Raw genomic sequence first — 21,673 nt, 5'->3', positions numbered from 1 at the left:
TTAGCCTCACCTAATGACAACGGTGCCATCGGGTTGGCCCGAAGAGCTCCTCCCCGTACGTACGCGGCTCAGGCGGCCGGGTCCTTGATGTGGTGGCGGCCCAGCGGCACGACCATGGGGGTGGCCGACGCCGGGTCCTCGATCACCGAGCAGCGCATCCCGAAGACCTCGCCGACCAGCTCCTCCGTGACGATGTCGACCGGCCGGCCCTCCGCGACGATCCGCCCCGCCCGCATCGCGATCATGTGGTCGGCGTACCGGCAGGCCAGGTTCAGGTCGTGCAGCACGGCCACCATGCTGACGCCCCGCTCGCGGTTGAGGTCGGTGAGCAGGTCCAGGACGTCCAGCTGGTGGCTGGCGTCCAGGAAGGTCGTCGGCTCGTCGAGCAGCAGGATGTCCGTGCGCTGGGCCAGTGCCATCGCGATCCACACCCGCTGGCGCTGGCCGCCGGAGAGCTCGTCCACGGAACGGTCGGCGAGTTCGAGGACGTCGGTGGAGAGCAGCGCCTGCGCGACCGCCTCGTCGTCCTCGGAGCTCCACCGGCGGAACCAGCCCTGGTGCGGGTAGCGGCCGCGCCCGACCAGGTCGGAGACGGTGATGCCCTCCGGGGCGGTGGGGCTCTGCGGCAGGATCCCGAGCACGGAGGCGACCTCCTTGGTCGGCATCTCCTGGATGGACCGGCCGTCCAGGAGCACCGCCCCGGCGGAGGGGGCCAGCAGCCGGGCCATCGCCCGCAGCAGGGTCGACTTCCCGCAGGCGTTGGGGCCGACGATGACGGTGATCTTCCCGGGCGGCACGGTCACGCTCAGACCGGGGACGATCTCGCGTTCGCCGTAGCCGAGCCGGACGTCCCGGGCTTCCAGAGTGTGTTCGGCCACGGCAGGGCCACGCCTTTCGTCGTCGTCTTCGTCGTCTTTCCGAACCATCTGCTCCTCCATGTCAGCCCCCGCTGCCGACGCGGTTGGCGCGGGCCAGGAGCAGGAGCAGATACGGGGCGCCGATGATGCTGGTGGCCACGCCCACCGGCAGCTGCACCGGGAACAGGTGCTGTGCCCCGAAGTCGGCGACCAGGACGATCAGCGCCCCGGTCAGGGCCGCCTGCGGCAGGGCGGCGCCCCGGCCCGGGACCAGGCGGCGGGCGATCGGCGCGGCGACGAACGCCACGAACCCGACGGGTCCGGCGGCGGCGGTCGCGATCCCGGCGAGCGCGGTCGCGCAGCCCAGCAGCGCGAGCCGACCGCCCTCGACCTTCGCGCCGAGCCCGGCGGCCGCGTCGTCCCCGAGCTGGAGGGGGCGCAGCGCGTGGGCGGCAAGGACGGTCAGCGGGACGAGCAGGCCGAGGGCGATGAGCAGCGGCCACACCTGGTTCCAGGAGCGGCCGTTGAGGCTGCCCGCCAGCCAGCGGAACGCCTCCTGCGCGTCGGTGACCTCGGAGCGGGCCATCACGTACCAGACGATGCTGGAGAGCCCCATGCCGACGCCGATGCCGACGAGGACCAGGCGCTGACCGGCGATGCCCTGCCGCCAGGCGAGCAGATAGATGGCGGCTCCGGCGACCAGCGAACCGGTGAGGGCGCTGGCGGAGAGCGCGAGTCCGCTGACCTGGAAGAGCAGGGCGGCGGTGACGGCGACCGCGCTGGCCCCGGCGCTGATGCCGATGAGGTCGGGGCTGGCGAGCGGGTTGCGCAGCACGGTCTGGAAGACGGCTCCGGAGAGCCCGAAGGCGGTGCCGACGAGGATCGCGAGGAGGGCCCGGGGCAGTCGCAGCTCCAGCACGACGAACTGCGATCCGCCGTCGCCGCCGCCGAACAGGGTGGCCACCACCTTGTCGATCGGCGTCACCAGATCGCCGTAGCTGAGCGAGACGCCGAACATGACGATCACGGCGGCGAGCAGGCCGGTGCCGACGAGGACGGAGCGTCGCAGGCTCCGGCCGCGTACGGCGGAGACCCGGCGTACGGCGTCGGCGAGCCGGGCGTCGGACGCGGACGCGGTCTCCTTCGGGCGGGACCCGGTCACGGTGGTTCCGGTCACCGGGCTGCCGTTCATCGGGCTGTCGTTCATCGGGCCGTCGGGGCGGGGCGCGGTCACAGCTCCACCAGCTTTCTGCGCCGGACCAGCCAGATGAACGGGATGCAGCCGATCGCGGCGGTGATCACGCCGACCTGCACCTCGCCGGGGCGGGCGATGACCCGGCCGACGATGTCGGCGACGAGCAGCATGATCGGGGCGAGCACCATGCTGTACGGGAGCACCCAGCGGTAGTCGGGTCCGGTGATGAGGCGGGCGGCGTGCGGTACGGCGAGCCCGACGAAGCCGATGGGCCCGGCGACGACGGTGGCCGCGCCGCACAGGATCACCACGGCGAGGGCGGACACCATCCGGATCGCCCCGACGCGCTGGCCGAGGCCGCGGGCCAGGTCGTCGCCGAGGGAGAGGGCGTTGAGCTGCGGTCCGAGGGCCAGCGCGAGGACGGTGCCGACCGCGATGAACGGCGAGACCTGCCACAGCACCTCGGAGCTCCGCGCGGTCAGCGCACCGAGCTGCCAGAACCGGAACTGGTCGTAGCTGCCCCGGTCCTGGAGCAGGATCGCACTGGTCACCGAGGTGAGGACCGCGGCGGTCGCGGCCCCCGCCAGCGCGAGCTTCACGGGCGTCGCGCCTTCCCGCCCGAGCGAGCCGACCCCGTACACGAGGAGGGCAGCGAGCAGCGCGCCGAGGAAGCCGAACCAGATGAACTGGGTGGCGACCGTGAACCCGAGCAGGGTGATCGAGCACACGACGGCGACGGACGCGCCCGCGTTGATGCCGAGGAGCTGGGGGTCGGCGAGCGGGTTACGGGCGACGCCCTGCATCACCGTGCCCGCGAGGCCGAGCGCCACGCCGGCGAGCAGCCCGGCGACGGTGCGCGGGATGCGGACCTCCTGGACGATGAGCTGCCCCTTGACGGAGACGTCCGGGTCGAGGACCCCGTCGACGACATCGCGGAAGGGCACATCGCCGGAACCGACGGCGAGGCTGGCGACCACGGTGAGGAAGAGCACGGCAAGGGCGGCCAGAAGCCCGAGGGCGAGCACGGGCCGACTGCGCCTGCGCCGCGTCTCCTTGTCGCCGCCCGGCGGCTTCTCCTTCACCAGGAGGGCCGAGCCGCTCACGACCCGGCCACCGGGGCGGCCGGAATGCGGTGCTGCACTTGTCGTTCCTCACGCTTGTTCGTCGGCGCCGGGGGCACCCCAGGGGTACGGGAGACGCCCTCGTCGACCGGTCCACCCCGGACGGGGAACACAAGGGGGCCCAAAGTAAGGTCACCCTAACAGCGTCAGTTCGACAGCGCGCTGCCGCACCCCACGAGCTTCGGAGCCCCTTCCTTGTCGTACGCCGACCCCACCGACACCACAGCCCCCGCCACCGGTCCGCTGGCCGGGGCCGTGCCCCTGGGCTCGGCGGACGAACTGCGCGAGCTGCTGGGCACCCCGCACCCGATCGTCATCGACAAGGTCCACGACCGGCTCACCGACGAGGACCTCGCCCTGCTGGCCCGCTCCCCGTTCTGCACCCTGGCCACGTCCGACGCGGCCGGCAACTGCGACGCCACCCCGCGCGGCGATACCCCCGGCTTCACCCACGTCCTGGACCGGGGCACCATCGCCCTGCCCGACCGCCCGGGCAACCGCCGCGCGGACAGCTTCCACAACATCCTGGCCAACCCGCACGTGGGCCTGCTCTACCTGATACCCGGCGCGATGGACGTCCTGCGCATCAACGGCAGGGCCCGCATCCTCACGGACGCCCCGTTCTTCGACGCGATGACGCTGAAGGGCCAGCGCCCGAAGCTCGCCCTGGTCGTCGAGATCGACGAGATCTTCCGCCACTGCCCGGCGTCGCTGAAGCGGTCGGGGGTGTGGGCGCCGGAGACGTGGGCGGGGGCGGAGGCCCGCGTCGGCGGCGAGTGACGCGCGCGGCCTCGGTCGGCAGGTGACGACGCGACCTCGACCGGCGGGTCGGCGGCACGCCCCTGTCCGACAGGTGACGGCAGGGCCTCCGGCTGCCGGGAGTCTCGACCACCGGAGCCCATGTAAGCCTGGGCTTACGGGACTTGCGCGGGTTCTCGCGGGGCCGCGACGCTGTTCCCACCGCTGAGCCGCCCGTCTCCGCACACGGAGAACGGCTCCACCGGCTCAGCGCCGACCGGCTCGCCGCCCCGCCCGGTAGCTGTTCCCGGTAGCCGCTCCGCCCGACCCGTGGAACGGCTCCCGCCGGGCATCGACCTGTTCACCGCTTCCCGACCCTGGAGTCCGTGTTGAACACCGCCCGCCCCAGCCGCCGAGGTGTGATGAAGGCCGCCGCCTCGCTCACCGCCCTGACCGCGCTCGGCGCGGGAGGAGTCCTGGCATCCGCCTCGGCCGCCCACGCCGCCGGCGACGGATTCGGCCTGCGCATCGTGGACCGCAACGAGTCCGACGCCCGGATGCGCTACTACCGCTTCGCCACCTCCGCCATCGGCTGGAACCCCGGCGTCAACGTCCTCCTCCCGGACGGGTACCACACCTCCGGCCGCAGATACCCGGTCCTCTACCTGTTCCACGGGGGCGGCACCGACCAGGACTTCATCACCTTCGACCGGATGGGCATCCGCGCGTGGACCGCCGGGAAGCCGCTCATCGTCGTGATGCCGGACGGCGGGCACGCCGGCTGGTACTCCAACCCGGTCAGCTCCAACGTCGGCCCGCGCAACTGGGAGACCTTCCACATCGCCCAGCTGCTGCCCTGGGTCGACGCCAACTTCCGTACGTACGCCGAGTACGACGGCCGGGCCGTCTCCGGCTTCTCCATGGGCGGCTTCGGCGCCCTGAAGTACGCGGCCAAGTACTACGGCCACTTCGCCTCGGTCAGCTCGCACTCCGGCCCGGCCAGCCTGCGCCGCGACGCGGGCCTCGTCGCCCACTGGGCCAACCTCTCCTCGGCCGCCGTGGAGCTGGGCGGGGGCACGGTCTACGGCGCGCCGCTGTGGGACGAGGCGCGGGTCAGCGCCGACAACCCGGTGCAGCGGGTGGAGAGTTACCGCAACAAGCGGGTCTTCCTGGTGGCCGGGATCAGCCCGGACCCGGTCAACTGGTTCGACACCGTCAACGAGACGCAGGTCCTCGCCGGGCAGCGGGAGTTCCGGGGCCGTCTCGGCTCGGCCGGCATTCCGCACGAGTGGCACGAGGTGCCCGGCGGGCACTTCGTACGCCCCGACCTCTTCCGCCGTGACCTCGACGGGATCGTCGCCCGCCTCCGTAAAGCCTGATGCTCACCTCGCCCCCTTCCTCCGTCCAACCCAGCAGGGAGCCCGCCATGCAGAGGACGCCTCCGCCCAGCCCGGCCCCGTACGAGGCCGGCGGTCCGAGCCGGCGTGCTCTGCTGCGCTCCGCCGCGATCGGCGGGCTCGCCGTGGCGGGTGTGGGCGCCGGCGGGCGCGGGGCGGTCGCCGCCCCGCGCGTCACCGGGGCGAAGGTGCGCGACCTCACCGGGCCCGCGCATACGGGGCGGTTCGCCGCGCCGTGGACGGACCTCGGCATCCCGGTCCGGTGCCCCGACGGGTCGGTGCTCCTCGTCTGCGGTGACACCTTCGACGGCGAGGGCGTCGGCGGACCGGACTGGCGCTCGCCCGTGGGACTGCGGTCCTCGAACGCCGCGCCGGGGGCGCTGCTGGTCGACGGCGCGGTAGGGGGAACCCGCGCCGTCGGCCTGGTCCCGGAAAGCCATGACGGGGGCACCACCGCCATCCCGTCCGATGTGTTCACCGTCGGCTCCACGATGTACATGCACCTGATGCGCGGGGTGATCTACCGCACCCACCACACGGACTTCTGGCGCTCCGACGACAACGGCGCGACCTGGCACTACCTCTGCCAGTGGCCGGGCGACCAGTACGGCGGCCAGTTCCAGCAGAAGACCTACGCGGTCGCCGACGACGGCTACTGCTACGTCCTGTCCACCGCGTTCGACCGGGACGCGGTGTCGGGCCTGCTGCTCCACCGGGTGCCGCAGGACGCGCTGGGCACCCCTGCGGCCTACCAGCCCTGGGGGTACGCGGACGGCCGGTGGGACTGGGGCAATCCGCCGACGACGGTGACCGGGGCCAGGCGCTGGGGCGAGATCTGCTTCCGGGCGATGGACGGCCGGTACGTGCTCAGCTGGCTGAACATGAGCCCGTTGGACCTCAGGGCCCAGGTTTTCGCCGGGCCCACCTCGAACCTGTTCACCACGCCGGAACAGACGACGATCGTCCCGACCGTCCCGGGCCGGGAGACCGGCAACGCCGTGGCGAGCCCGTACGGCGGATTCATCGTTCCGGGCTCCACCGTCGCCGATCTCCACCTGACCGTCAGCCAGTGGTACGACAACCGCAACTACCGGGTGATGCTGTACCGGGTGAACGGTGTGGCCGGGTGAGCGGGCGAGCGGGTGAGCGCCGTGGCCGCCTGAACGCTGTGGCCGGCTGATCCGCCGGCCCGTCCGACGATCGGTCAGCCGGACACCGCGTCCAGGAGTCCGTAGAGGCTCTGGTACGTGAGGAAGGACGCGGGAATCGCCACGGCGAGGCTCAGACCGCGTTCCTTCCAGGTGCGCCCCAGCAGCAGCGGAAGGCCGCAGGCGAAAGCCCCGCAGGCCACCGCCTGAGGCGCGTACCCCAGGCCGAGCCAGTAGTGGAGGCCCTCACTGCCGAAGAGGCCGCCGAGTGCGCCGAGCGCCACGTAACGCCGCCAGGGTTGCGTGGCGCGCCTCGACCACGCGCCCGCGATGCCGAACAGCGGCCCCGCGACACAGGCCATGGCGAGCCAGAGCAGCGGAAAGGTGAGCGAGCCCATTCCGTCCCGCCCGAACTCGGCGTACCCGTAGTAGCCGACGACGAGCCCGATCTCCGCCAGGGCTCCGGCTGCCGCCGGAACGCGACGGTCGTCGGTACGGCTCGCGAGGACGACGCCCGCGGCGAACGCGAGCATCGTCCACACCGCGCCGGAGTTCGCCAGGTTGTTCCACGCCCCGGGCAGCCAGCCCTGCAACAGGTTCGTCAGGATGCCCCCGGCGAGCCCGGCGCCGAGGCACAGAGCAGACGCGCCCGGAGCGTTCTTCAAGCGCAGGCGGGGCGGAGCGATCGCATCGGTAGCAGCCATGCCCTGACTATACACAGAGTCTATACACCTGGTTTATACGCGTGGTTCATAGTCGGGCGCCGCTCGGGACGGGCGTGCACGGCAGGCGGCGGCAGGTGAGGGGCGAGGGCCCTGTACGGCGGTCAGTCCCGCCGCCGCGGCCAACTGTCCGGCGGGAGCAGGTCCCAGGAGTCGCGCCCCAGCCATTCGCCGAAGGTCACGGGCCGTGCGCCGCCCGCGTGGTCCAGGGACAGCGGGACGATCAGGTCGCAGGTGGCCCGGCCGTCCCACCACACGGTGCCGGACAGCGGGCCGGTGAGGGCCAGCAGGGTGGCGAAGCCGCAGCCGTGCTCCTTGAGGACGACGGCTCCGGCGGTCTTCCGGTCCTCGAACTCGCCCGCCTCGTCGTCCCATGCGGTCCAGGCCCGCGAGAACGCTTCCTCGTCGTCCGGACAGTCCTCGGCCCGGGGCTCACGCAGGAGGAGCGCGTCGTCGGCCTCGTCGTAGGAATCGGGGTGCGGGAAGGGCAGGGCCAGCAGATCGCGTCGCGTGGCGGTGTTGTCCGTCCACCACCAGACGCCCTCGGTCCGCTCCAGCCGGGCGAACGCCTCGCCGCCGGCGCTCACCTCCAGCAGGTGACGGCGGTACTCCGGAGGGAAGGTGACGCCGAGCTGGGCCTCCGCTTCGGCCGTCTCCGCCTCGGTGAGCGGCGGTGGCCCGGCCGGCCGCCGTACGGGATCCGCGGCGAGGCGGGCGCGTACCGCCCTCAGCAGGCGGGTCACGACCACGTCCGGGTGGACAGCACCAGCAGATAGCCATCCGGGTCCCGGAGCGTGACGCCCCAGGTGTCCCAGTACGGATTGTGCGCGGGCACCCGCGTGCCGCCGTGCTGTTCGAGCCGCTCCACGAGAGTGTCCGGCACCTCTTCGCCGAGGTAGACCACGAGCAGGTCCTCGGGCGTCGGGCGCGGTTCCACGGGGTCCGCCGGATCGTGGACGAGTTCCAGGTGCCAGGCGGCGCCGGGCCAGCCGACCATGAGCAGCGAGTGGCGACCCGGCGTGCCGTCCGCCTCATGGCGGTACCGGACGTCGAGGCCGAGCCCCGCGACCCAGAAGCGTTCCGCCGCCGCGAGGTCGCGGGACGGGCGGGCGATGCGCACGTGAGCCGTGGCGTCTGCCGGCATCGCGCTACCTCCTGATCTGCGTGGATCGGCCGGCCGTGGACGGCCGGTCGTCCGGGGAGCTTATGGAGTGAGCGATCATGCGCGCATCGGCCGCTCGGCCTAGGCGGTGTCTTCAAATGATCATCGTTGGTGGATCATGGTGTCGTGATACGTCGTCATGAACTGTCTGATGCTGAGTGGGAGTTCGTCCGGCCGTTGCTGCCCGTGTCGTTGCGGGGGCGGAAGCGGCTGGATGACCGCAGGGTCCTGAACGGGATCGTGTGGAAGTTCCGGACCGGGACGGCCTGGCGGGATGTGCCCGAGCGCTACGGGCCGTGGGCCACGCTGCATACGCGTTTTCGCAGGTGGGCGGCGGACGGGACGTTCGAACGGATGCTGCGGGCCGCGCAGGCGAGGGCCGACGCGGCGGGCGACATCGAGTGGCTGGTGTCGGTCGATTCCACGGTCGTCCGGGCCCACCAGCATGCTGCCGGGGCTCGAAAAGGGGGCTCTGCGACCCGGCCCTCGGCCGGTCCAGGGGCGGTCTGACCAGCAAGGTGCACCTGGCCTGCGACGGCCGGGGCCGTCCGCTCGGCTTCGTCGTGACGGGCGGCAACACCAACGACTGCACCCAGTTCACCGCCGTGATGGACGCGATCAGGGTGCCCCGGATCGGCCCCGGCCGTCCCCGCGTCCGGCCCGATCACGTCCTGGGCGACAAGGGCTACAGCTCCAAGGCGATCCGCACCTGGCTCCGCCGCCGCGGCATCCCCCACACGATTCCCGAGCGGGCCGACCAGATCGGCAACCGGGCCCGGCGGGGCAGCCGCGGTGGCCGCCCGCCGGCCTTCGACCGCGAGGCCTACAAGCACCGCAACGTCGTGGAGCGGTGCTTCAACCGTCTGAAGCAATGGCGCGGCATCGCCACACGCTACGACAAGACCGTCCAGTCCTACGAAGCAGCCGTCACCCTCGCCTCACTCCTGATGTGGGCGTGACATTTGACGACAGAACCTAGGACCGCGGCCGCACAGGCAGCTCGCGCCGGGCGTCCACGCGCCCCGGCACGCCTCTGTGCGCTCACTCGAACGCCACGTTCCCTCGACCCGGCCATGTCGTTGTCGGGATGTGGCAGCAGAAGTCTCTCGGAGGAACGCGGCACCCCATGACTGAAGAACACATCCTGCTCAGGGACTTCCTCGCCACGATGAACCGTCTCCAGGCGGACTTCGAACGGCGACTCGACGGCATCGAGTACGACGCCCTGTCGGGGGCCGCGCCGGGGACACCGGCGTACGGCGACTCCCAGGAGACAGCCGACCTCCGGCAGCCCTGGCACGCTCACGAAACGCGGCGGCCCCTCGGGCTGGAGGCCATCTGGACCGAGGCACGCCGTTCACCGGACGGGCGGACCGGCGGACACGAAGCGCGGAGAAACCATTCTTCTCCGCGCTCCCCGTCCCACGGTGCTTTCCCACCGGCAGATCCAGAAAGAAACGTTTCCTTCTGAGCCTTCCGAGACCGCTACGCCGCGTCCACCGGGCGCGGCTCCCGTCGCATCACCCACAGCGCCGGGCCGCCGCCGGGAAGGGCCGCCTCGCCGAGCACCGTGAAGCCGAAGTGCTCGTAGAACGGCAGGTTGTCCGGCTTGGAGGACTCCAGATAGACCGGCAGGCCCGCCGCGTCGGCCTTGGCCAGTCCGGAGCGCAGCAGCGCCGCCCCGTGCCCCTGGCCCCGGGCGGCCGGGTCCGCGCCGACGACCGCCAGGTACCAGTGCGGCTCCTTGGGGCCCTGCTCGGCGGCGGCCGCGACCGCGTCCCGGAACAGCGGCGCCCGGTCGCCGAGGATCTCCTCCAGCTCCGCGACCGTCTCCGCGTCGGGAACGGTCTTCTCCTGGCCCTCCGGCGCCACCCAGAACGCGGCCGCCGACGCGGTGCGCTCGCACACCCCGTGGCGGCCGTACTGCCGGGTGAAGATCGTGGTGAAGTAGCGGACCAGGTCCGGCTCGCGCGAGGCTCCGCCGGGGAAGAACCACTCCATCATCGGGTCGTCCTGGAAGGCGCGGGCCAGCGTGCCGCTGATCGCCGCGGCGTCGTCGAGCGTGGCCGCCCGAGGCGTGTTCGATATCGACATACAGGTCATTCTGCACCTTGATGATCTTGAACGGTGCGCGGGGGTGTCTGCTCGCCGTGCCCCGCGTATAGCCTCGCGCGATGGATCGACGACTGGCCGCGTACGCGGTGTGCATCGAGGACGGGCGGGTGCTGCTCGCGTTGGCCGTGGGCCCGGACGGCGACCGCACCTGGACCCTTCCGGGCGGCGGGGTCGAGCACGCGGAGGACCCGTTCGACGCGGTGATCCGGGAGGTCGCCGAGGAGACCGGTCTGGAGGCCGTGGTCGAGCGGCTGCTCGGCGTGGACTCACGGGTGGTTCCGGCGGGCGAGCGCCGCCGGCCCGGGGCGCCCGAGTTGCAGAACATCGGCGTCTTCTACCGCGTCCGCGTCACCGGCGGCCGGCTCCGGCCCGAGCCGAACGGCGACACCGCCGAGTCGGTGTGGACCCCGCTGCCCGACGTCGCCCGCCTGCGCCGGTCCTCGCTGGTGGACATCGGGCTCGATCTCGCGCGGACGCTGCCGCCCACCGGGCACGTCGACCCCGTCCCGGTCGGCGGCCCGGTCCAGCACTGAGGAGGACCGGGCGGCGGCGGCGCGTGCCGAGGAATCACCGCCCCTGGGCCGGATCAGTGGCGGCTGGATATCCAGGCCCAGGCCACCGCCACCACCACGCCCAGCAGGATCGCGCCCGCCACGACCGCCAGCAGCACCGTCAGCCCACAGCCTCCCGCGATACCGGCGTGGACCTTCGCCCTCAGCGCCTCGGCCTCGGCGTCCGGATTCCGCTCGGACTCCTCGCCGCCGTACCAGTCGTATCGCTGCATCGTCGCCCCCCCCTGGGATCGCAGCCAGCCTAGAACCGGCGACCCGGCACGGTCTCCCCGGCCCCCGGCCCCCGGTACGCGGTACGCGGGCGACCGAGCGGGGAAACGCCGCGGGCCCTCATCCGTCGGCCGACGAAGCCGACGGATGAGGGCCAGCATGTCGTACGGCCCGGAAGCGGGCAGCGGCCCGGGCCTCAGGCCTTGCGCTGCATCGACGTGCGCGCCGGATTGGCCTGTTCCGCCGCCTTCGGGTCCTTCTCGCCCGCCTTCGCGCGCACCCCCTGCTCGATGCGCTTGCCGAGCGTGCCGTCGACGTTCGACCAGTACTGGAACGCCCGCTGGAGGACCGGCTCGGTCACCCCGTTCAGCAGGTGGCCCACCACGTTGTCCACCAGCCGGTCCCGCGCCGCGTCGTCCAGGACCTCGCGGACCATGGTGCCCGCCTGGCCCCAGTCGTCGTCCTCGGCGTGGTCGACGTACGCCGCCCGGGTGATGTCACCGTCGGCGTACCAGCTCGGCGGGGTGCCGTAGCGTGCCGTGTCCGCCTCCGGGCCGCCCTTGGAGTTCGGGGCGTAGACCGGGTCGCTGGTCTTGCGGTACGCCATCGCCCCGTCCTTGGAGTACGTGTTCACCGGCGCGACGGGGGCGTTGACCGGCAGCTGCTGGTAGTTGCCGCCGATGCGGTGGCGGTGCGCGTCCGCGTAGCTGAACAGCCGCGCCAGCAGCATCCGGTCCGGGCTCGGGCCGATGCCGGGGACGAAGTTGTTCGGCTGGAACGCCGCCTGCTCGATCTCGGCGTGGTTGTCCGTGGGGTTGCGGTCCAGCGTCATCCGGCCGACCTCGATCAGCGGGTAGTCGCCGTGCGGCCACACCTTGGTCAGGTCGAACGGGTTGAACCGGTAGTCCTTGGCGTCCTCGTACGGCATGATCTGGACCTTCAGCGTCCAGCTCGGGAATGCGCCGTCGCGGATGTGCTCGAAGAGATCACGCGTGTGGTAGTCCGTGTCCGCCGCCGCCATTTGGTCGGCCTCGTGCTGCGTGAACGTCTCGACGCCCTGGTCGGTCTTGAAGTGGTACTTCACCCAGAACCGCTGTCCCTGCGCGTTGATCCACATGTACGTGTGCGAGGTGTAGCCGTTCATGTGGCGCCAGCTGCGCGGGATGCCCCGGTCGCCCATCAGCCAGGTGACCTGGTGGGCCGACTCCGGCGAGAGCGTCCAGAAGTCCCACTGCATGTCGTGGTCGCGGAGGTTGTTGTCCGCCCGGCGCTTCTGCGACCGGATGAAGTGCTGGAACTTCATCGGGTCCTTCACGAAGAACACGGGGGTGTTGTTGCCCACCATGTCGTAGTTGCCTTCGCTGGTGTAGAACTTCACCGCGAAGCCGCGCGGGTCCCGCCAGGTGTCCGGGCTGCCCCGCTCCCCCGCCACGGTGGAGAACCGGATCACCAGGTCGGTGGTGACGCCCGGCTGGAAGAGCGCGGCCTTCGTGTACGCGGACACGTCCGCGGTCACCTCGAACTTCCCGAACGCGCCGCTGCCCTTGGCGTGCGGCTGGCGTTCGGGGATGCGTTCGCGGTTGAACTGGGCCATCTGCTCGATCAGGTAGGAGTCCTGGAGCAGGATCGGCCCGCCCGGGCCGACGGTGAGCGAATGCTCGTCGCTCTCCACCGGGGCGCCGGAGTCGGAGGTGGTCGGCTTGCGCGAGGTGTCGGTCATGTCGTCGTTTCCTCTTGTTCGTCTTCCGCAGACGCGTCGGCGTTGGCTCCCACTACGGCTGCCCTACTGACCCCCTGCCAATGTAGGCAAACGCGGACGAATGCACTCGTCGAGGAGGCCCTCGTTCCCGGTCTCCCGGGGCCCTGCGCGTATCCCCGTCACGGAAGCTCACACCTGTCCCGGCCCCCGGGCCCCGGCCTCGCCCCACGGCCCGGCCATTCACGGGCCCGCGTTACGCCGGACGGGAAACGGGACTGAGTACCTGCCCCTACCTCTCTGAGTACGGCACCGCCTCCGCCGGCCCGCCCCGGCCGTGCGACTCTTCACCCCACGGAGCCGGGGGGCTCCGGTCACCGGTCGCCGCTCGTGCGTGGCGGGTGATGGGGCGGGACAGGAGCGGTCGTGGATCTTTTCGATGCGGAGCTGGGCGGACAGGACGAGCCCGAGGCCGGCGACGGGCGCGGCTGCTCCTGGGTCACCGCCGTGATCCTCGGGATATTCGTGCTGCTGGCGGTGCTGATCCATACGTTCTTCGGGTGGGCGCGCGACCTCCTCGGCGCCCTGTTCTCGTAACCGCGCCCGATCAGCCGCGCCGCCGCGCCGCCACCGCGTCACGGGTGTCCTCGGCGATCAGGTCGCCGTTGATCGCCCCGCCCGCCATGAGGCCCGCGGCAGCGGCACCGATCACCTGTTCGGTGAGGCGGGTGACGTTGCCCGCCGCCCAGACCCCGGGCACCTCCGTCGCACCGGTCGGGTCGGCCGGGACGTACGAACCGATCACCACCCCGCCCATCTCCTGCGCCACGGCCTTCAGCCCCAGCGACTCCAGGACCGCCGAGCGGGCGGTGAACCGGGCCTGCACCACCAGCGCCTCGCGCGCGACCACCCGGCCGGACGCCAGCCGTACGCCGGTGAACCGGTCGTCCGCGACCTCCAGGCCCGCCACCTCGCCGTCCACGACCGCGACGCCGCGGGCCGCCAGCTGCTCGTACTCCTCCTCCGACGGCTCGGGACCCGTGTGGAGGAAGAGGGTCACGTCCTCGCTCCACTGCCGCCACATCAGCGCCTGATGTACGGCGAGGGGGCCGGTGGCCAGCACGCCGATCGGGCGGTCCGCCACCTCGTGCCCGTGGCAGTACGGGCAGTGCAGCACCTCGCGGCCCCAGCGCTCCGCCAGCCCCGGCACGGGCGGCAGCTCGTCGACGAGCCCCGTCGTCACCAGCAGCCGCCGCGCCTCGACGCTCCGGCCGTCCTCGGTCACCACTCGGAAGCCGTGATTCCCGTCCCCGGGCAGCCGCTCGGCCGAGGCCACCCGGCCCTCGACGATCTCCGCCCCGTACCCGGCCGCCTCGCCGCGCCCGATCGCCAGCAGCTCGCCGGGCGGGGTCGACTCGCGGCCCAGGTAGTTGTGCACGTGCGAGGCGGGCGCGTTACGGGGCTCGCCCGCGTCGATCACCAGAACCGAGCGCCGGGCCCGCGCCAGGGTCAGCGCCCCGCTGAGACCGGCCGCACCGCCGCCCACGATCACCACGTCGTACCGCTGCTGCTTCATGTCGCTCCTCCTTCGTCACGCGGCATCACCACCGCTCGATGACGAGAGTGCGCCCGTTCAGGCCGAAACGACAAACACCCTTGCCGAAACGGCAAATCATTCGATGCTGAACTCGCACCACACGATCTTGCCGGGGTTCCGCTCGGCCACGCCCCACTTGTCGGCCAGCGCCGCGACGAGCAGCAACCCGCGCCCGCCCTCCTCGTCGGCCCCCGGCACCCCGTCCGCCGGCCGCACCTCACCGTCGCCGCTGTCGTGCAGCTCGACGCGGATCATGTTCTCGACCCGCTCCAGGTAGATGTGGACCTTGAAGCCACGCCCCGGCGGCACACCGTGACGGAGGGCGTTGGTCGCCAGCTCGGTTACGCAGAGCAGCACGTCGTCGGCACGCCCTTCGCACTCCCACTCGACCAGCGCCTTACGGGTGAACTTCCGTACGACCGGGATCGACCTGCGCTCACGGCAGTAGAAGGCGGCGCGGTAGTACGGAAGTTGAGTTGTCTCGTTCATGCTTCCACGCTCACACGGTGTAACTACGCTGAAGCAGAGCGGACAGGCGTACAAAAGCTTTTGTACGGGTTCTGACGGGTAGACAGCAGGGTCAATGGGGGGATAGCCACGTCATGCAACCGGGAACACACAGCATCAGGCGAGTCACTTCATGGCAGTTGATCGGCGCGCAGCTGCGCCACTTCCGCAAACTCGCCGGGCTGACGCAGGCCGCCCTTGCCGAACAACTCGGGGTGGGCGAGGACACGATCGCCTCGATCGAGCAGGGGCGACGGGCGCTCCAGCTGGACTTGGCGGTCCAACTCGATGAGCTGCTGGACACCAAAGGGGCGCTCAAGGTCGCCGTGGAGCGGGTGCCGAAGAAGGAGCGCTACCAGGCGCTGGTCAAGGACTTCGTGCAGTACGAGCAGGGCGCGGTGAGCCTGTTCTCGTACGAATCCCAGCTCATCCCCGGGCTGCTGCAGACCGAGGCGTATGCGCGGCTGGTCTTCTCCAGCCACTACCCGCCACTCGAAGAGGACGTGATCGAGGAGCGGGTGGCGACCCGCCTCAACCGACAGAAGATCCTGAATCGCAAGCCCCGGCCCATCCTCCACTTCATCCTGGAGGAGAGCATCCTGTACGCCGAGTTAGGCGATCCCGAGGTCATGCGCGAGCAGCTCATCCACTTGCGACGCTGCATGGATCTGCCCTTCGTCAGCATCCAGATCATGCCGCGGAAGACGCCGAAGCACGCGGGGCTCGCGGGACCGCTGGTCCTACTGGAGACCCCCGATCACGATCAGCTCGCGTACGTCGAAATGCACCTGCGAGCAGAGCTGTACGACGATCCGGCCGACGTCAGCGCTCTCATGCAGAAATATGGGATGCTGCGGACGCAGGCGCTGACCGCCGAGGAAAGCGCCCGGCTTCTGGACGCACTGCTCGCAGCCTTGCTTGGAGAGACATGAACCGCGCCGCCCTCCCCGTCTCCCGTTCCGCCGCCCTCCATTGGTTCAAGTCGAGCTACAGCAGCGACCAGGGCGGCAACTGCATCGAAGTCGCCTACCACTGGCGTAAGTCCAGCTACAGCAACGGTGACGGCGGAGCCTGCGTAGAAGTAGCCGCCCACCCCGCCGCCGTCCACATCCGCGACTCCAAGGTGACCGACGGTCCCGTCCTCACCGTCGAGCCCGCCGCCTGGAGCGCCTTCGTCCACGGCAGCGGCGCCGCCCTCTGAACGCCCGGCACCGCCCCGGCCGCCGCCGCGGCCGGGGCGGTTCGCTGTCCGCCCGCTACCTCAGTAGCGCACCCACAACTCGTACACGCTCGGATTGCCCGCGAACGGGTTGCAGATGAAGACACGGCTCCAGAGGGCGTTGTCGGCGCCTGCGTTCCCCACCGCCTGGCATTCCGCGAGGCTGGCGTGATGGCTGCGGAGCCAGAAGCCGGGGCCCGTGGCGGAGGCGGTCGAGGCGGTGCCGAGGAGCATCGCTCCGGCGGTCGCCACGGTCACCGCGAGAGCGGCAATACGTCTGTGCATGTCGGTAACTCCGTTTTCAGTCAACGCACATGACTGTGCGTCAGTGAATGAATGAGTCGGGCCGATCCGAACAGCGCGCGCCGCCAGGAGAAAGCTAGCGAGCCGGGCACGCCCGCACAATAGGTCTGGACCAATAAGGCGTTGCATATGCCCCATGGCCGTAAACCTCTGTCATGAGCGAAGGTGGCCGGGTGACTCTCCTGCTGACCCGTTCCCAGATCACCGGCCTGCTCGACCCCGACACCGTGATGGCCGGGCTTCGCGCGGGCTTCACCGCGCCCGCTCCGGACGTCCGGCCGCTGCGGATCCGTACGGACCTGCCCGGTCCGGGCACGGCGACCGCGCTGCTGCCCGGGGTGATCGACGGGGTTCCGGCCTACACGGTGAAGGTCAACGCGAAGTTTCCCGACGCCGCTCCCGCGCTGCGGGGTCTCGTCTGCCTGCACGACCTGGCGGGCGGGGAGTTGCTGGCCGTACTGGACTCGGTCTCGGTCACCGCTTGGCGCACCGGCCTGGCCGCCGCCCTGGCGACCCACGAGCTCGCCGCCGAGCACGCCGACTCGGTGAGCGTCGTCGGCGCGGGGGCGCAGGCCCGGATGGTGCTGCGGGGTCTCGTCCGGCTGCGCACGGTGTCCAGGCTGACCGTGTGCGACACCGACCCCGTGCGGGCGGCCGCGTTCGCGGCGGAACACGAAGAGCTTCTGGGCATCGAGGTCGAGACGGTCGGCGAGCCGCGGAGTGCCGCCGCGCGCGCGGACATCGTCGTCCTAGCGACCTGGTCACGCGGCCCTCTGCTGACTGCCGCCGATCTGCGCCCGGGCATACACGTCACGACGCTCGGCGCGGACGAGCCCGGCAAGGTCGAGCTCGCTGCCGACGCCCTGCGACGCGCCCGCACGGTGGTCGACGACGTCGAGCTGGCCGTCTCCATGGGGGCGCTCGGCAACAGCGGGCTGAGCGCCGACGCGGCGCACGCGACGCTCGGGCAGGTGCTCGGCGGTGAGCGGACCGGCCGCGAAACGAGCGAACAGATCACCGTCTACGCGCCCGTCGGGCTGCCCTGGCAGGATCTGGCCCTGGCCTGGCCCGTCTACCGGGCCGCCGCCGACGCGGGCTCCTGCCGGAGCGTCGACTTCCTGGCCTGACCAGACAGGACAGGAGAAGGGCGGCAGGGAGGCGGATTCGCCTCCCTGCCGCCCTTGGCGTGTTCGCCGGTCGGCTCAGCTGAACCGGGCGTCCTCCACCGTGCTGGTGACCGTGCCGGCGGTGGAGGTGGTCGCCCCGGCCGCGCCGTCGACCAGCTTGCCGAGGTCGCCGACGTCGTCCAGCGCGCCGAGGCTGACCGGCGGTTCGGCGGCGTGCGCCGCGTCGCCGCCTCCCGGGGGCGGGCTGATCGCGGCGATGACCGCTCCGGCGGCGAGGGTGACAACGGCGAGTACGCTTCGCTTCTTCATGCCCCGTTCAACGGCCGAGACCCCGCAAAGGGCACGCCCCGATCGGCGATCACTGTCGCGGACACGCACACGGACGCCGTCACACCGGGCCGCGGGGGCACCGTCACCGTCACGGTGCGGCGGACGCGTCGTCCGCCCGGCGCAGCTCTCCGGCCCCCATCACGATGACAGCCACGCTCGTCGCGGCCAGGAACCCGGAGGCCCGTCTGCCCCCTGCCCGGCAGGCGGCGGAAGGCACGGCAGCCGCCCTGGCGTGCAGCGTGCAAGCTCCCTCTCATGGGCCGGAGCCCTGGCCGGAGCCCGTCGGCGGTCGCCACGCCCCCGCGGCGCTCCGCTTCCTCCTCGGCGGCGTGGCCGCCTGGTACCCGGCTCAGGCGGCCCGCCTTCCCGGTTCGTCTGAGCGGGGACGGCAGGCACGCTCATGTGCACGGACGGCAGCCGGGCTCAGGAGAAGTCCAGGACCACGCGGCCCCGCAGGCCGCCCGCTTCCAACAGGCGGTGCGCCCGGGCGGCTTCGGCGGCGGGCAGCACCTGCGCGACGCGCGGCGTCAGAACGCCCGCCTCGGCCTGACGGCAGAGTCTGTCCAGGCCGGCCGTGTCGCCGATGCGCTCGGGCACCATCACCGGGCACACCCTGATGCCCCGCCCGGCCGGCCCCGGCCACCCCCGGAGCTCGACGAGCGTGCCACCGTCCCTGATCGCGGGCACCAGCTCGGCGGTCTGGGCCGACCCGTCCACCGCACCGGCCACGCCTTCCGGCACGAGCGTACGGATACGGTCGGCGATTCCGGCACCACGCTCGACGACGTGGTCGGCCCCGAAGCCACGCACCGTTTCGACATCGCGCCCGGCCGCGTCGGCGATCACCGTCAGCCCGTCCGCCCGGGCCAGCTCGACCGCGTAGCCGCCCACCGCACCCGCGGCACCGCTCACCGCGACCGTTCCGCCCGGCGGCAGGTCCAGCACGTCGAGGGCCAGTCGCGCGGTCATGGCGTTCATCGGCAACGTCGACGCCTCGGGGAAGCCCATCCCTTCCGGCGCCGGCACGACCGACGCGGCCGGTACGACGACCTGTTCCGCGTAGGCGCCCCCGTGCGGACCGGTGAACAGCACCAGCGCCACCACGCGTTGGCCCACCGCGAGCCGGCCCCCGGCCCCGGGCCCGATCTGGTCGATCACCCCGGCGGCGTCCATGCCCGGTACGAACGGAGGCCGCCGGCCGGGCATCCGTACCGCGTGCCCGCCCGTACGCAGCATGACGTCCGTGGGACTCACCGCGGCCGCGTGCACCCGGACGCGGACCTCACCGGGGCCTGCCTGGGGTTCGGGCAGATCCAGCACCCGCAGGGCTTCCGGTCCGCCGAACTCGCACACGCCGACAGCTCTCATGCCTCGCCCAACCGGCTGTGCCCGGCGGGCATTCCCGGTATCTCCAGGAGATCCGCCATGGACAAGAATCCTCGCCCGCCTCGGCGTTGTCAGAGCCACCTGGCACCATGATCGGCATGACCGATACAACTGAGCCTGAAGAGAATGAAGTTGCTGACGCTCCGACCACACCGGAGGAGTGGCGTGTCTTCCTGGAGCGGTACGGCGAGCTGTACGTGAAGGTCCGTGCCGACGAGGAAGAGTTGGTCGACCTGCTGGACGAGGATCAGCTGGACGCCCTGGACCAGGACGAGCGGGTCGAGGCGTGGCTGGGTGAAGCCCCTGCCCGGGAGGAAGCCCTGGCGGCGGCCGAGGAGCGGCTCGGCGTGCGGTTCCCGGCCGGCGTGCGGGGGTTCTTCCTGGCGAGCGACGGGTGGACGCGCCTCGACGGCTGGGTGGACGGTGTCCATCCGTGCGACCGCGTCGTGTGGATGCGGGACAGCGAGGCCGGCGGACGCGTGACCGAGATCTACGCCTCGATACCCGGCAACGAGGAGGACGTCGAGCTCTTTCGCCGGTGCATCGAGATCGCCCGGGGAGAGGACTTCTGGCTGCTCGACCCGACCGACGTCGGGCCGGACGGCGAGTGGGCGGCCCACGAGTTCACACCGAAGTACGGCGACACCACGAAGTACGCCAGCTTCTCGGCGTTGTTCCGCTCCGGGTTCGAGAGCATGGAGGAGGACGAGGACTGAGTCCGCCCGAAGCAAGAACCCGGGTCCCGGCTGAGGGGATCCGCCGGAACCCGGGGCGCTGCGGGAAGACCGTGACGCCCGGCGCGCTGCGGACCGGCCGTGCTGCCGGGAGGCTCGGACAGCGCCGCCGGTCTCAGAAACCGCCGCCGTCGAAGCCGCCGCCCCCGAAGCCTCCGCCGTCGCCGAAGCCGCCCCCGCCGAATCCGGAGGAGTCGAAGTCGGAGCCGGAGAAGTCGCCGCCGCCCCAGTCACCGCCCGCGCCGCCGCCGAAGTCACCGCCGCCGTACTCGGAGGCGTACGCCGGGGTGGCGAGCATCGAGCCGAGCATGGTGCCGACCAGGAGGCCGGGGAGCAGGCCGCCGCCGAAGTAGCCGCCGGCCCAGGGGCCGTACGCGGGGCCCGCCTCCCAGTACGGGCGGCGGTTGCCGTCGCCCACGTCGACCGTACGGCTCAGGGGGTCCTCGCCCCGGCTCAGCCGGACCTCGTCCGCACCGCAGACCGGGACCTCGCGGGCCGCGCCGCCGGACGGGGTCCACACGACCTCCGTGACCGCGGGGCCGTGGCGCGGGTCGAAGAAGCACGGCGGGCGGCGGGCCGGGATCTCCGCGCCGGTGCGGCGGGCTTCCAGGACCGCGAGGGAGTAGCGGCCGTCCTCCAGGGACTGGGTGACTCCGCGGACGTCCGAGGGGTGCGTGGCCTTGTCCATCCTGGTCTTGGCGGTCTCGTAGGAGTCCAGGGCCCGTTCGTAGTCGGCGCGCATGGTGTCGTCCGCGCCCTTCTCGGCGGGGTGGAAGTCCAGGCGCTCCAGGGTTTCGCCGTACGCCGTGATGTCCTCGTCGACGACGACCCGGAGCTTGTCGAGCGCGATGCGCTCCTCTTCCTCCTTGCGGCGCTTGTTGCGGCGGGAGATCGCGTACGCGCCCGCGCCGCCCGCCGCGACCAGCGCGCCGAGCGTGATCAGGCCGCCGACCGGGGCTCCGGTCCGGTCCGCCGCGCCTCCGCCGCCGGACCAGGAGGCGGGGGCGGTGCCCCGGGCCTGCTCGACGGCGCGGTCGACGAAGGCGTTGAGCTGGGTGTTCGGGTCGGCAGCGGTGGCCGGGTTCTCCACCGACGCGGTGAGGTTCTCGACCGCCCGGGTGGGCATGACCTGCGGGTCCGCGCCCGCGTCGAAGCCGTCGCCGAGCCGTATCGCGTACACGCCGGTGATGCCGGTGTCGCTGCGCAGGGTCGGGAGGAGGCCTTCCTCGGGGAAGGCGGAGGTATCGGGGAGGACGGCCACGAACACCGGCTTGTCGGCGTCCGTGATCTTGTTCTCCAGGGCCTTCTCGTCAGCGACGGAGAGCTGATCGCGAGCGCCCGGGTCCACGTAGACCGGGTCGTCGCGCAGGGCCTGGGCGGCGTCCTGGATGGTCGCGGCGGGCGCGGCCGACGCGGGGGAGGTCAGGGCGAGAGCCGCCGCTGCGATGATGAGCAGCAGGCCCGCCAGCAGCGCGGGGAAGAGCCTTTTCCTCATACTTCACGCTACTCCAGACGGGCGACGAACGCCGTCGCCCGT

General features: G+C 71.9%; 24 protein-coding genes and 1 pseudogene. 10 read left to right on the top strand and 15 right to left on the bottom strand.

The features are described 5' to 3' along the window. Positions 1-68: 68 nt before the first annotated feature. From KV381_RS27340 to KV381_RS27330, 3 genes are read right to left on the bottom strand one after another with little or no spacing between them, the layout of a single operon-like run. Positions 69-926 carry an ABC transporter ATP-binding protein gene (locus KV381_RS27340; protein WP_032787626.1) on the bottom strand — a complete coding sequence of 286 codons (858 nt, stop codon included), beginning with the start codon at positions 924-926 and terminating at the stop codon, positions 69-71. Positions 927-939: 13 nt separating this feature from the next. Next, positions 940-2,049, bottom strand: coding sequence for a FecCD family ABC transporter permease (locus KV381_RS27335; RefSeq protein WP_373461216.1), 1,110 nt, complete (start codon positions 2,047-2,049; stop codon positions 940-942). A gap of 38 nt (positions 2,050-2,087) precedes the next feature. Continuing rightward, positions 2,088-3,155, bottom strand: a complete 1,068-nt coding sequence (locus KV381_RS27330) for an iron ABC transporter permease (RefSeq protein ID WP_030078845.1) — start codon at positions 3,153-3,155, stop codon at positions 2,088-2,090. A 213-nt stretch (positions 3,156-3,368) separates the two neighbouring features. Here KV381_RS27330 and KV381_RS27325 point away from each other — a divergent pair, with 213 nt between their 5' ends. The 3 genes from KV381_RS27325 to KV381_RS27315 all read left to right on the top strand — a co-directional run bounded on the left by KV381_RS27325 (position 3,369) and on the right by KV381_RS27315 (position 6,438). Beyond that, positions 3,369-3,953 carry an MSMEG_1061 family FMN-dependent PPOX-type flavoprotein gene (locus KV381_RS27325; RefSeq protein ID WP_098027371.1) on the top strand — a complete coding sequence of 195 codons (585 nt, stop codon included), beginning with the start codon at positions 3,369-3,371 and terminating at the stop codon, positions 3,951-3,953. 347 nt (positions 3,954-4,300) lie between these two features. Further along, positions 4,301-5,290: an alpha/beta hydrolase family protein gene (locus KV381_RS27320; protein WP_181008012.1), complete on the top strand. Its 990-nt coding sequence runs from the start codon at positions 4,301-4,303 to the stop codon at positions 5,288-5,290. A 47-nt stretch (positions 5,291-5,337) separates the two neighbouring features. Next, positions 5,338-6,438: a DUF4185 domain-containing protein gene (locus KV381_RS27315; protein WP_218786612.1), complete on the top strand. Its 1,101-nt coding sequence runs from the start codon at positions 5,338-5,340 to the stop codon at positions 6,436-6,438. A 74-nt stretch (positions 6,439-6,512) separates the two neighbouring features. Here KV381_RS27315 and KV381_RS36700 read toward each other — a convergent pair whose 3' ends face one another. The 3 genes from KV381_RS36700 to KV381_RS27300 all read right to left on the bottom strand — a co-directional run bounded on the left by KV381_RS36700 (position 6,513) and on the right by KV381_RS27300 (position 8,322). Further along, positions 6,513-7,160, bottom strand: coding sequence for a DUF6518 family protein (locus KV381_RS36700; protein ID WP_219819020.1), 648 nt, complete (start codon positions 7,158-7,160; stop codon positions 6,513-6,515). Positions 7,161-7,282: 122 nt separating this feature from the next. Beyond that, complete coding sequence (locus KV381_RS27305) at positions 7,283-7,921, bottom strand: SMI1/KNR4 family protein (RefSeq protein WP_247595081.1); 639 nt, start codon at positions 7,919-7,921, stop codon at positions 7,283-7,285. Beyond that, positions 7,918-8,322: a VOC family protein gene (locus KV381_RS27300; RefSeq protein WP_030078859.1), complete on the bottom strand. Its 405-nt coding sequence runs from the start codon at positions 8,320-8,322 to the stop codon at positions 7,918-7,920. Before KV381_RS27300 ends, KV381_RS27305 begins: the two co-directional genes overlap by 4 nt. A gap of 147 nt (positions 8,323-8,469) precedes the next feature. Here KV381_RS27300 and KV381_RS27295 point away from each other — a divergent pair. After that, positions 8,470-9,299: pseudogene (locus KV381_RS27295) on the top strand (IS5 family transposase). A 526-nt stretch (positions 9,300-9,825) separates the two neighbouring features. Here the strand turns inward: KV381_RS27295 and KV381_RS27290 are convergent. After that, on the bottom strand, positions 9,826-10,443 hold the full coding sequence (locus tag KV381_RS27290) for a GNAT family N-acetyltransferase (RefSeq protein WP_218786611.1): 618 nt from the start codon (positions 10,441-10,443) through the stop codon (positions 9,826-9,828). Positions 10,444-10,514: 71 nt separating this feature from the next. Between KV381_RS27290 and KV381_RS27285 the strand changes: the two genes are divergently transcribed. Then, positions 10,515-10,988, top strand: coding sequence for an NUDIX hydrolase (locus KV381_RS27285; protein ID WP_218786610.1), 474 nt, complete (start codon positions 10,515-10,517; stop codon positions 10,986-10,988). Positions 10,989-11,041: 53 nt separating this feature from the next. Here KV381_RS27285 and KV381_RS27280 read toward each other — a convergent pair whose 3' ends face one another. Both KV381_RS27280 and KV381_RS27275 read right to left on the bottom strand, forming a co-directional pair. Beyond that, entirely contained in the window at positions 11,042-11,239 is a 198-nt protein-coding gene (locus KV381_RS27280; RefSeq protein ID WP_030632788.1) for a hypothetical protein, read from the bottom strand. A gap of 194 nt (positions 11,240-11,433) precedes the next feature. Beyond that, on the bottom strand, positions 11,434-12,957 hold the full coding sequence (locus KV381_RS27275; protein ID WP_030078867.1) for a catalase: 1,524 nt from the start codon (positions 12,955-12,957) through the stop codon (positions 11,434-11,436). Positions 12,958-13,359: 402 nt separating this feature from the next. Between KV381_RS27275 and KV381_RS27270 the strand changes: the two genes are divergently transcribed. Beyond that, positions 13,360-13,530: a hypothetical protein gene (locus tag KV381_RS27270; RefSeq protein WP_181007975.1), complete on the top strand. Its 171-nt coding sequence runs from the start codon at positions 13,360-13,362 to the stop codon at positions 13,528-13,530. A gap of 10 nt (positions 13,531-13,540) precedes the next feature. Here the strand turns inward: KV381_RS27270 and KV381_RS27265 are convergent, their stop codons facing one another. Together KV381_RS27265 and KV381_RS27260 are read right to left on the bottom strand one after the other, a co-directional pair. Then, on the bottom strand, positions 13,541-14,509 hold the full coding sequence (locus tag KV381_RS27265) for an NAD(P)/FAD-dependent oxidoreductase (RefSeq protein WP_086779854.1): 969 nt from the start codon (positions 14,507-14,509) through the stop codon (positions 13,541-13,543). 96 nt (positions 14,510-14,605) lie between these two features. Then, entirely contained in the window at positions 14,606-15,019 is a 414-nt protein-coding gene (locus KV381_RS27260; protein ID WP_030078872.1) for an ATP-binding protein, read from the bottom strand. Positions 15,020-15,177: 158 nt separating this feature from the next. On the opposite strand from KV381_RS27260, the gene KV381_RS27255 reads away from it, so the two are divergent. Together KV381_RS27255 and KV381_RS27250 are read left to right on the top strand one after the other, a co-directional pair. Beyond that, positions 15,178-15,969: a helix-turn-helix transcriptional regulator gene (locus KV381_RS27255; protein WP_306438428.1), complete on the top strand. Its 792-nt coding sequence runs from the start codon at positions 15,178-15,180 to the stop codon at positions 15,967-15,969. Next, positions 15,966-16,238, top strand: a complete 273-nt coding sequence (locus KV381_RS27250; RefSeq protein WP_218786608.1) for a DUF397 domain-containing protein — start codon at positions 15,966-15,968, stop codon at positions 16,236-16,238. Before KV381_RS27255 ends, KV381_RS27250 begins: the two co-directional genes overlap by 4 nt. A 60-nt stretch (positions 16,239-16,298) precedes the next feature. Here the strand turns inward: KV381_RS27250 and KV381_RS27245 are convergent, their stop codons facing one another. Then, positions 16,299-16,541: a hypothetical protein gene (locus KV381_RS27245; RefSeq protein WP_030078876.1), complete on the bottom strand. Its 243-nt coding sequence runs from the start codon at positions 16,539-16,541 to the stop codon at positions 16,299-16,301. Between the two features lie 191 nt (positions 16,542-16,732). Here KV381_RS27245 and KV381_RS27240 point away from each other — a divergent pair, with 191 nt between their 5' ends. Next, the gene (locus KV381_RS27240; RefSeq protein WP_086779857.1) at positions 16,733-17,686 is read left to right on the top strand and encodes an ornithine cyclodeaminase family protein; all 954 of its coding nucleotides are present in this window, start codon (positions 16,733-16,735) and stop codon (positions 17,684-17,686) included. Positions 17,687-17,761: 75 nt separating this feature from the next. Here KV381_RS27240 and KV381_RS27235 read toward each other — a convergent pair whose 3' ends face one another. Together KV381_RS27235 and KV381_RS27230 are read right to left on the bottom strand one after the other, a co-directional pair. Next, positions 17,762-17,995, bottom strand: coding sequence for a hypothetical protein (locus KV381_RS27235; RefSeq protein ID WP_030078880.1), 234 nt, complete (start codon positions 17,993-17,995; stop codon positions 17,762-17,764). Positions 17,996-18,439: 444 nt separating this feature from the next. Further along, on the bottom strand, positions 18,440-19,384 hold the full coding sequence (locus tag KV381_RS27230) for an NADP-dependent oxidoreductase (RefSeq protein ID WP_193462431.1): 945 nt from the start codon (positions 19,382-19,384) through the stop codon (positions 18,440-18,442). A 107-nt stretch (positions 19,385-19,491) separates the two neighbouring features. Between KV381_RS27230 and KV381_RS27225 the strand changes: the two genes are divergently transcribed. Continuing rightward, positions 19,492-20,118, top strand: coding sequence for an SMI1/KNR4 family protein (locus KV381_RS27225; RefSeq protein WP_193462432.1), 627 nt, complete (start codon positions 19,492-19,494; stop codon positions 20,116-20,118). 133 nt (positions 20,119-20,251) lie between these two features. Here the strand turns inward: KV381_RS27225 and KV381_RS27220 are convergent, their stop codons facing one another. Continuing rightward, on the bottom strand, positions 20,252-21,631 hold the full coding sequence (locus KV381_RS27220) for a hypothetical protein (RefSeq protein WP_218786607.1): 1,380 nt from the start codon (positions 21,629-21,631) through the stop codon (positions 20,252-20,254). Positions 21,632-21,673: the final 42 nt, after the last annotated feature.

Source organism: Streptomyces sp. WY228 (genome assembly GCF_019287315.1).
Classification (GTDB): Bacteria; Actinomycetota; Actinomycetes; order Streptomycetales; family Streptomycetaceae; genus Streptomyces; species Streptomyces caviscabies.
The sequence above is the reverse complement of the archived record's forward strand: the minus strand, read 5'-3'. Positions and strand labels throughout refer to the sequence as shown.

Coding starts and splice junctions, on each gene's coding strand:
- KV381_RS27220 (WP_218786607.1), bottom strand. CDS start 21,631: ATGAGGAAAAGGCTCTTCCCCGCGCTGCTGGCGGGCCTGCTGCTCATC.
- KV381_RS27290 (WP_218786611.1), bottom strand. CDS start 10,443: ATGACCTGTATGTCGATATCGAACACGCCTCGGGCGGCCACGCTCGAC.
- KV381_RS27235 (WP_030078880.1), bottom strand. CDS start 17,995: ATGAAGAAGCGAAGCGTACTCGCCGTTGTCACCCTCGCCGCCGGAGCG.
- KV381_RS27265 (WP_086779854.1), bottom strand. CDS start 14,509: ATGAAGCAGCAGCGGTACGACGTGGTGATCGTGGGCGGCGGTGCGGCC.
- KV381_RS27280 (WP_030632788.1), bottom strand. CDS start 11,239: ATGCAGCGATACGACTGGTACGGCGGCGAGGAGTCCGAGCGGAATCCG.
- KV381_RS27260 (WP_030078872.1), bottom strand. CDS start 15,019: ATGAACGAGACAACTCAACTTCCGTACTACCGCGCCGCCTTCTACTGC.
- KV381_RS27250 (WP_218786608.1), top strand. CDS start 15,966: ATGAACCGCGCCGCCCTCCCCGTCTCCCGTTCCGCCGCCCTCCATTGG.
- KV381_RS27300 (WP_030078859.1), bottom strand. CDS start 8,322: ATGCCGGCAGACGCCACGGCTCACGTGCGCATCGCCCGCCCGTCCCGC.
- KV381_RS27275 (WP_030078867.1), bottom strand. CDS start 12,957: ATGACCGACACCTCGCGCAAGCCGACCACCTCCGACTCCGGCGCCCCG.
- KV381_RS27245 (WP_030078876.1), bottom strand. CDS start 16,541: ATGCACAGACGTATTGCCGCTCTCGCGGTGACCGTGGCGACCGCCGGA.
- KV381_RS27335 (WP_373461216.1), bottom strand. CDS start 2,049: ATGAACGGCAGCCCGGTGACCGGAACCACCGTGACCGGGTCCCGCCCG.
- KV381_RS36700 (WP_219819020.1), bottom strand. CDS start 7,160: ATGGCTGCTACCGATGCGATCGCTCCGCCCCGCCTGCGCTTGAAGAAC.
- KV381_RS27225 (WP_193462432.1), top strand. CDS start 19,492: ATGATCGGCATGACCGATACAACTGAGCCTGAAGAGAATGAAGTTGCT.
- KV381_RS27285 (WP_218786610.1), top strand. CDS start 10,515: ATGGATCGACGACTGGCCGCGTACGCGGTGTGCATCGAGGACGGGCGG.
- KV381_RS27340 (WP_032787626.1), bottom strand. CDS start 926: ATGGTTCGGAAAGACGACGAAGACGACGACGAAAGGCGTGGCCCTGCC.
- KV381_RS27315 (WP_218786612.1), top strand. CDS start 5,338: ATGCAGAGGACGCCTCCGCCCAGCCCGGCCCCGTACGAGGCCGGCGGT.
- KV381_RS27230 (WP_193462431.1), bottom strand. CDS start 19,384: ATGAGAGCTGTCGGCGTGTGCGAGTTCGGCGGACCGGAAGCCCTGCGG.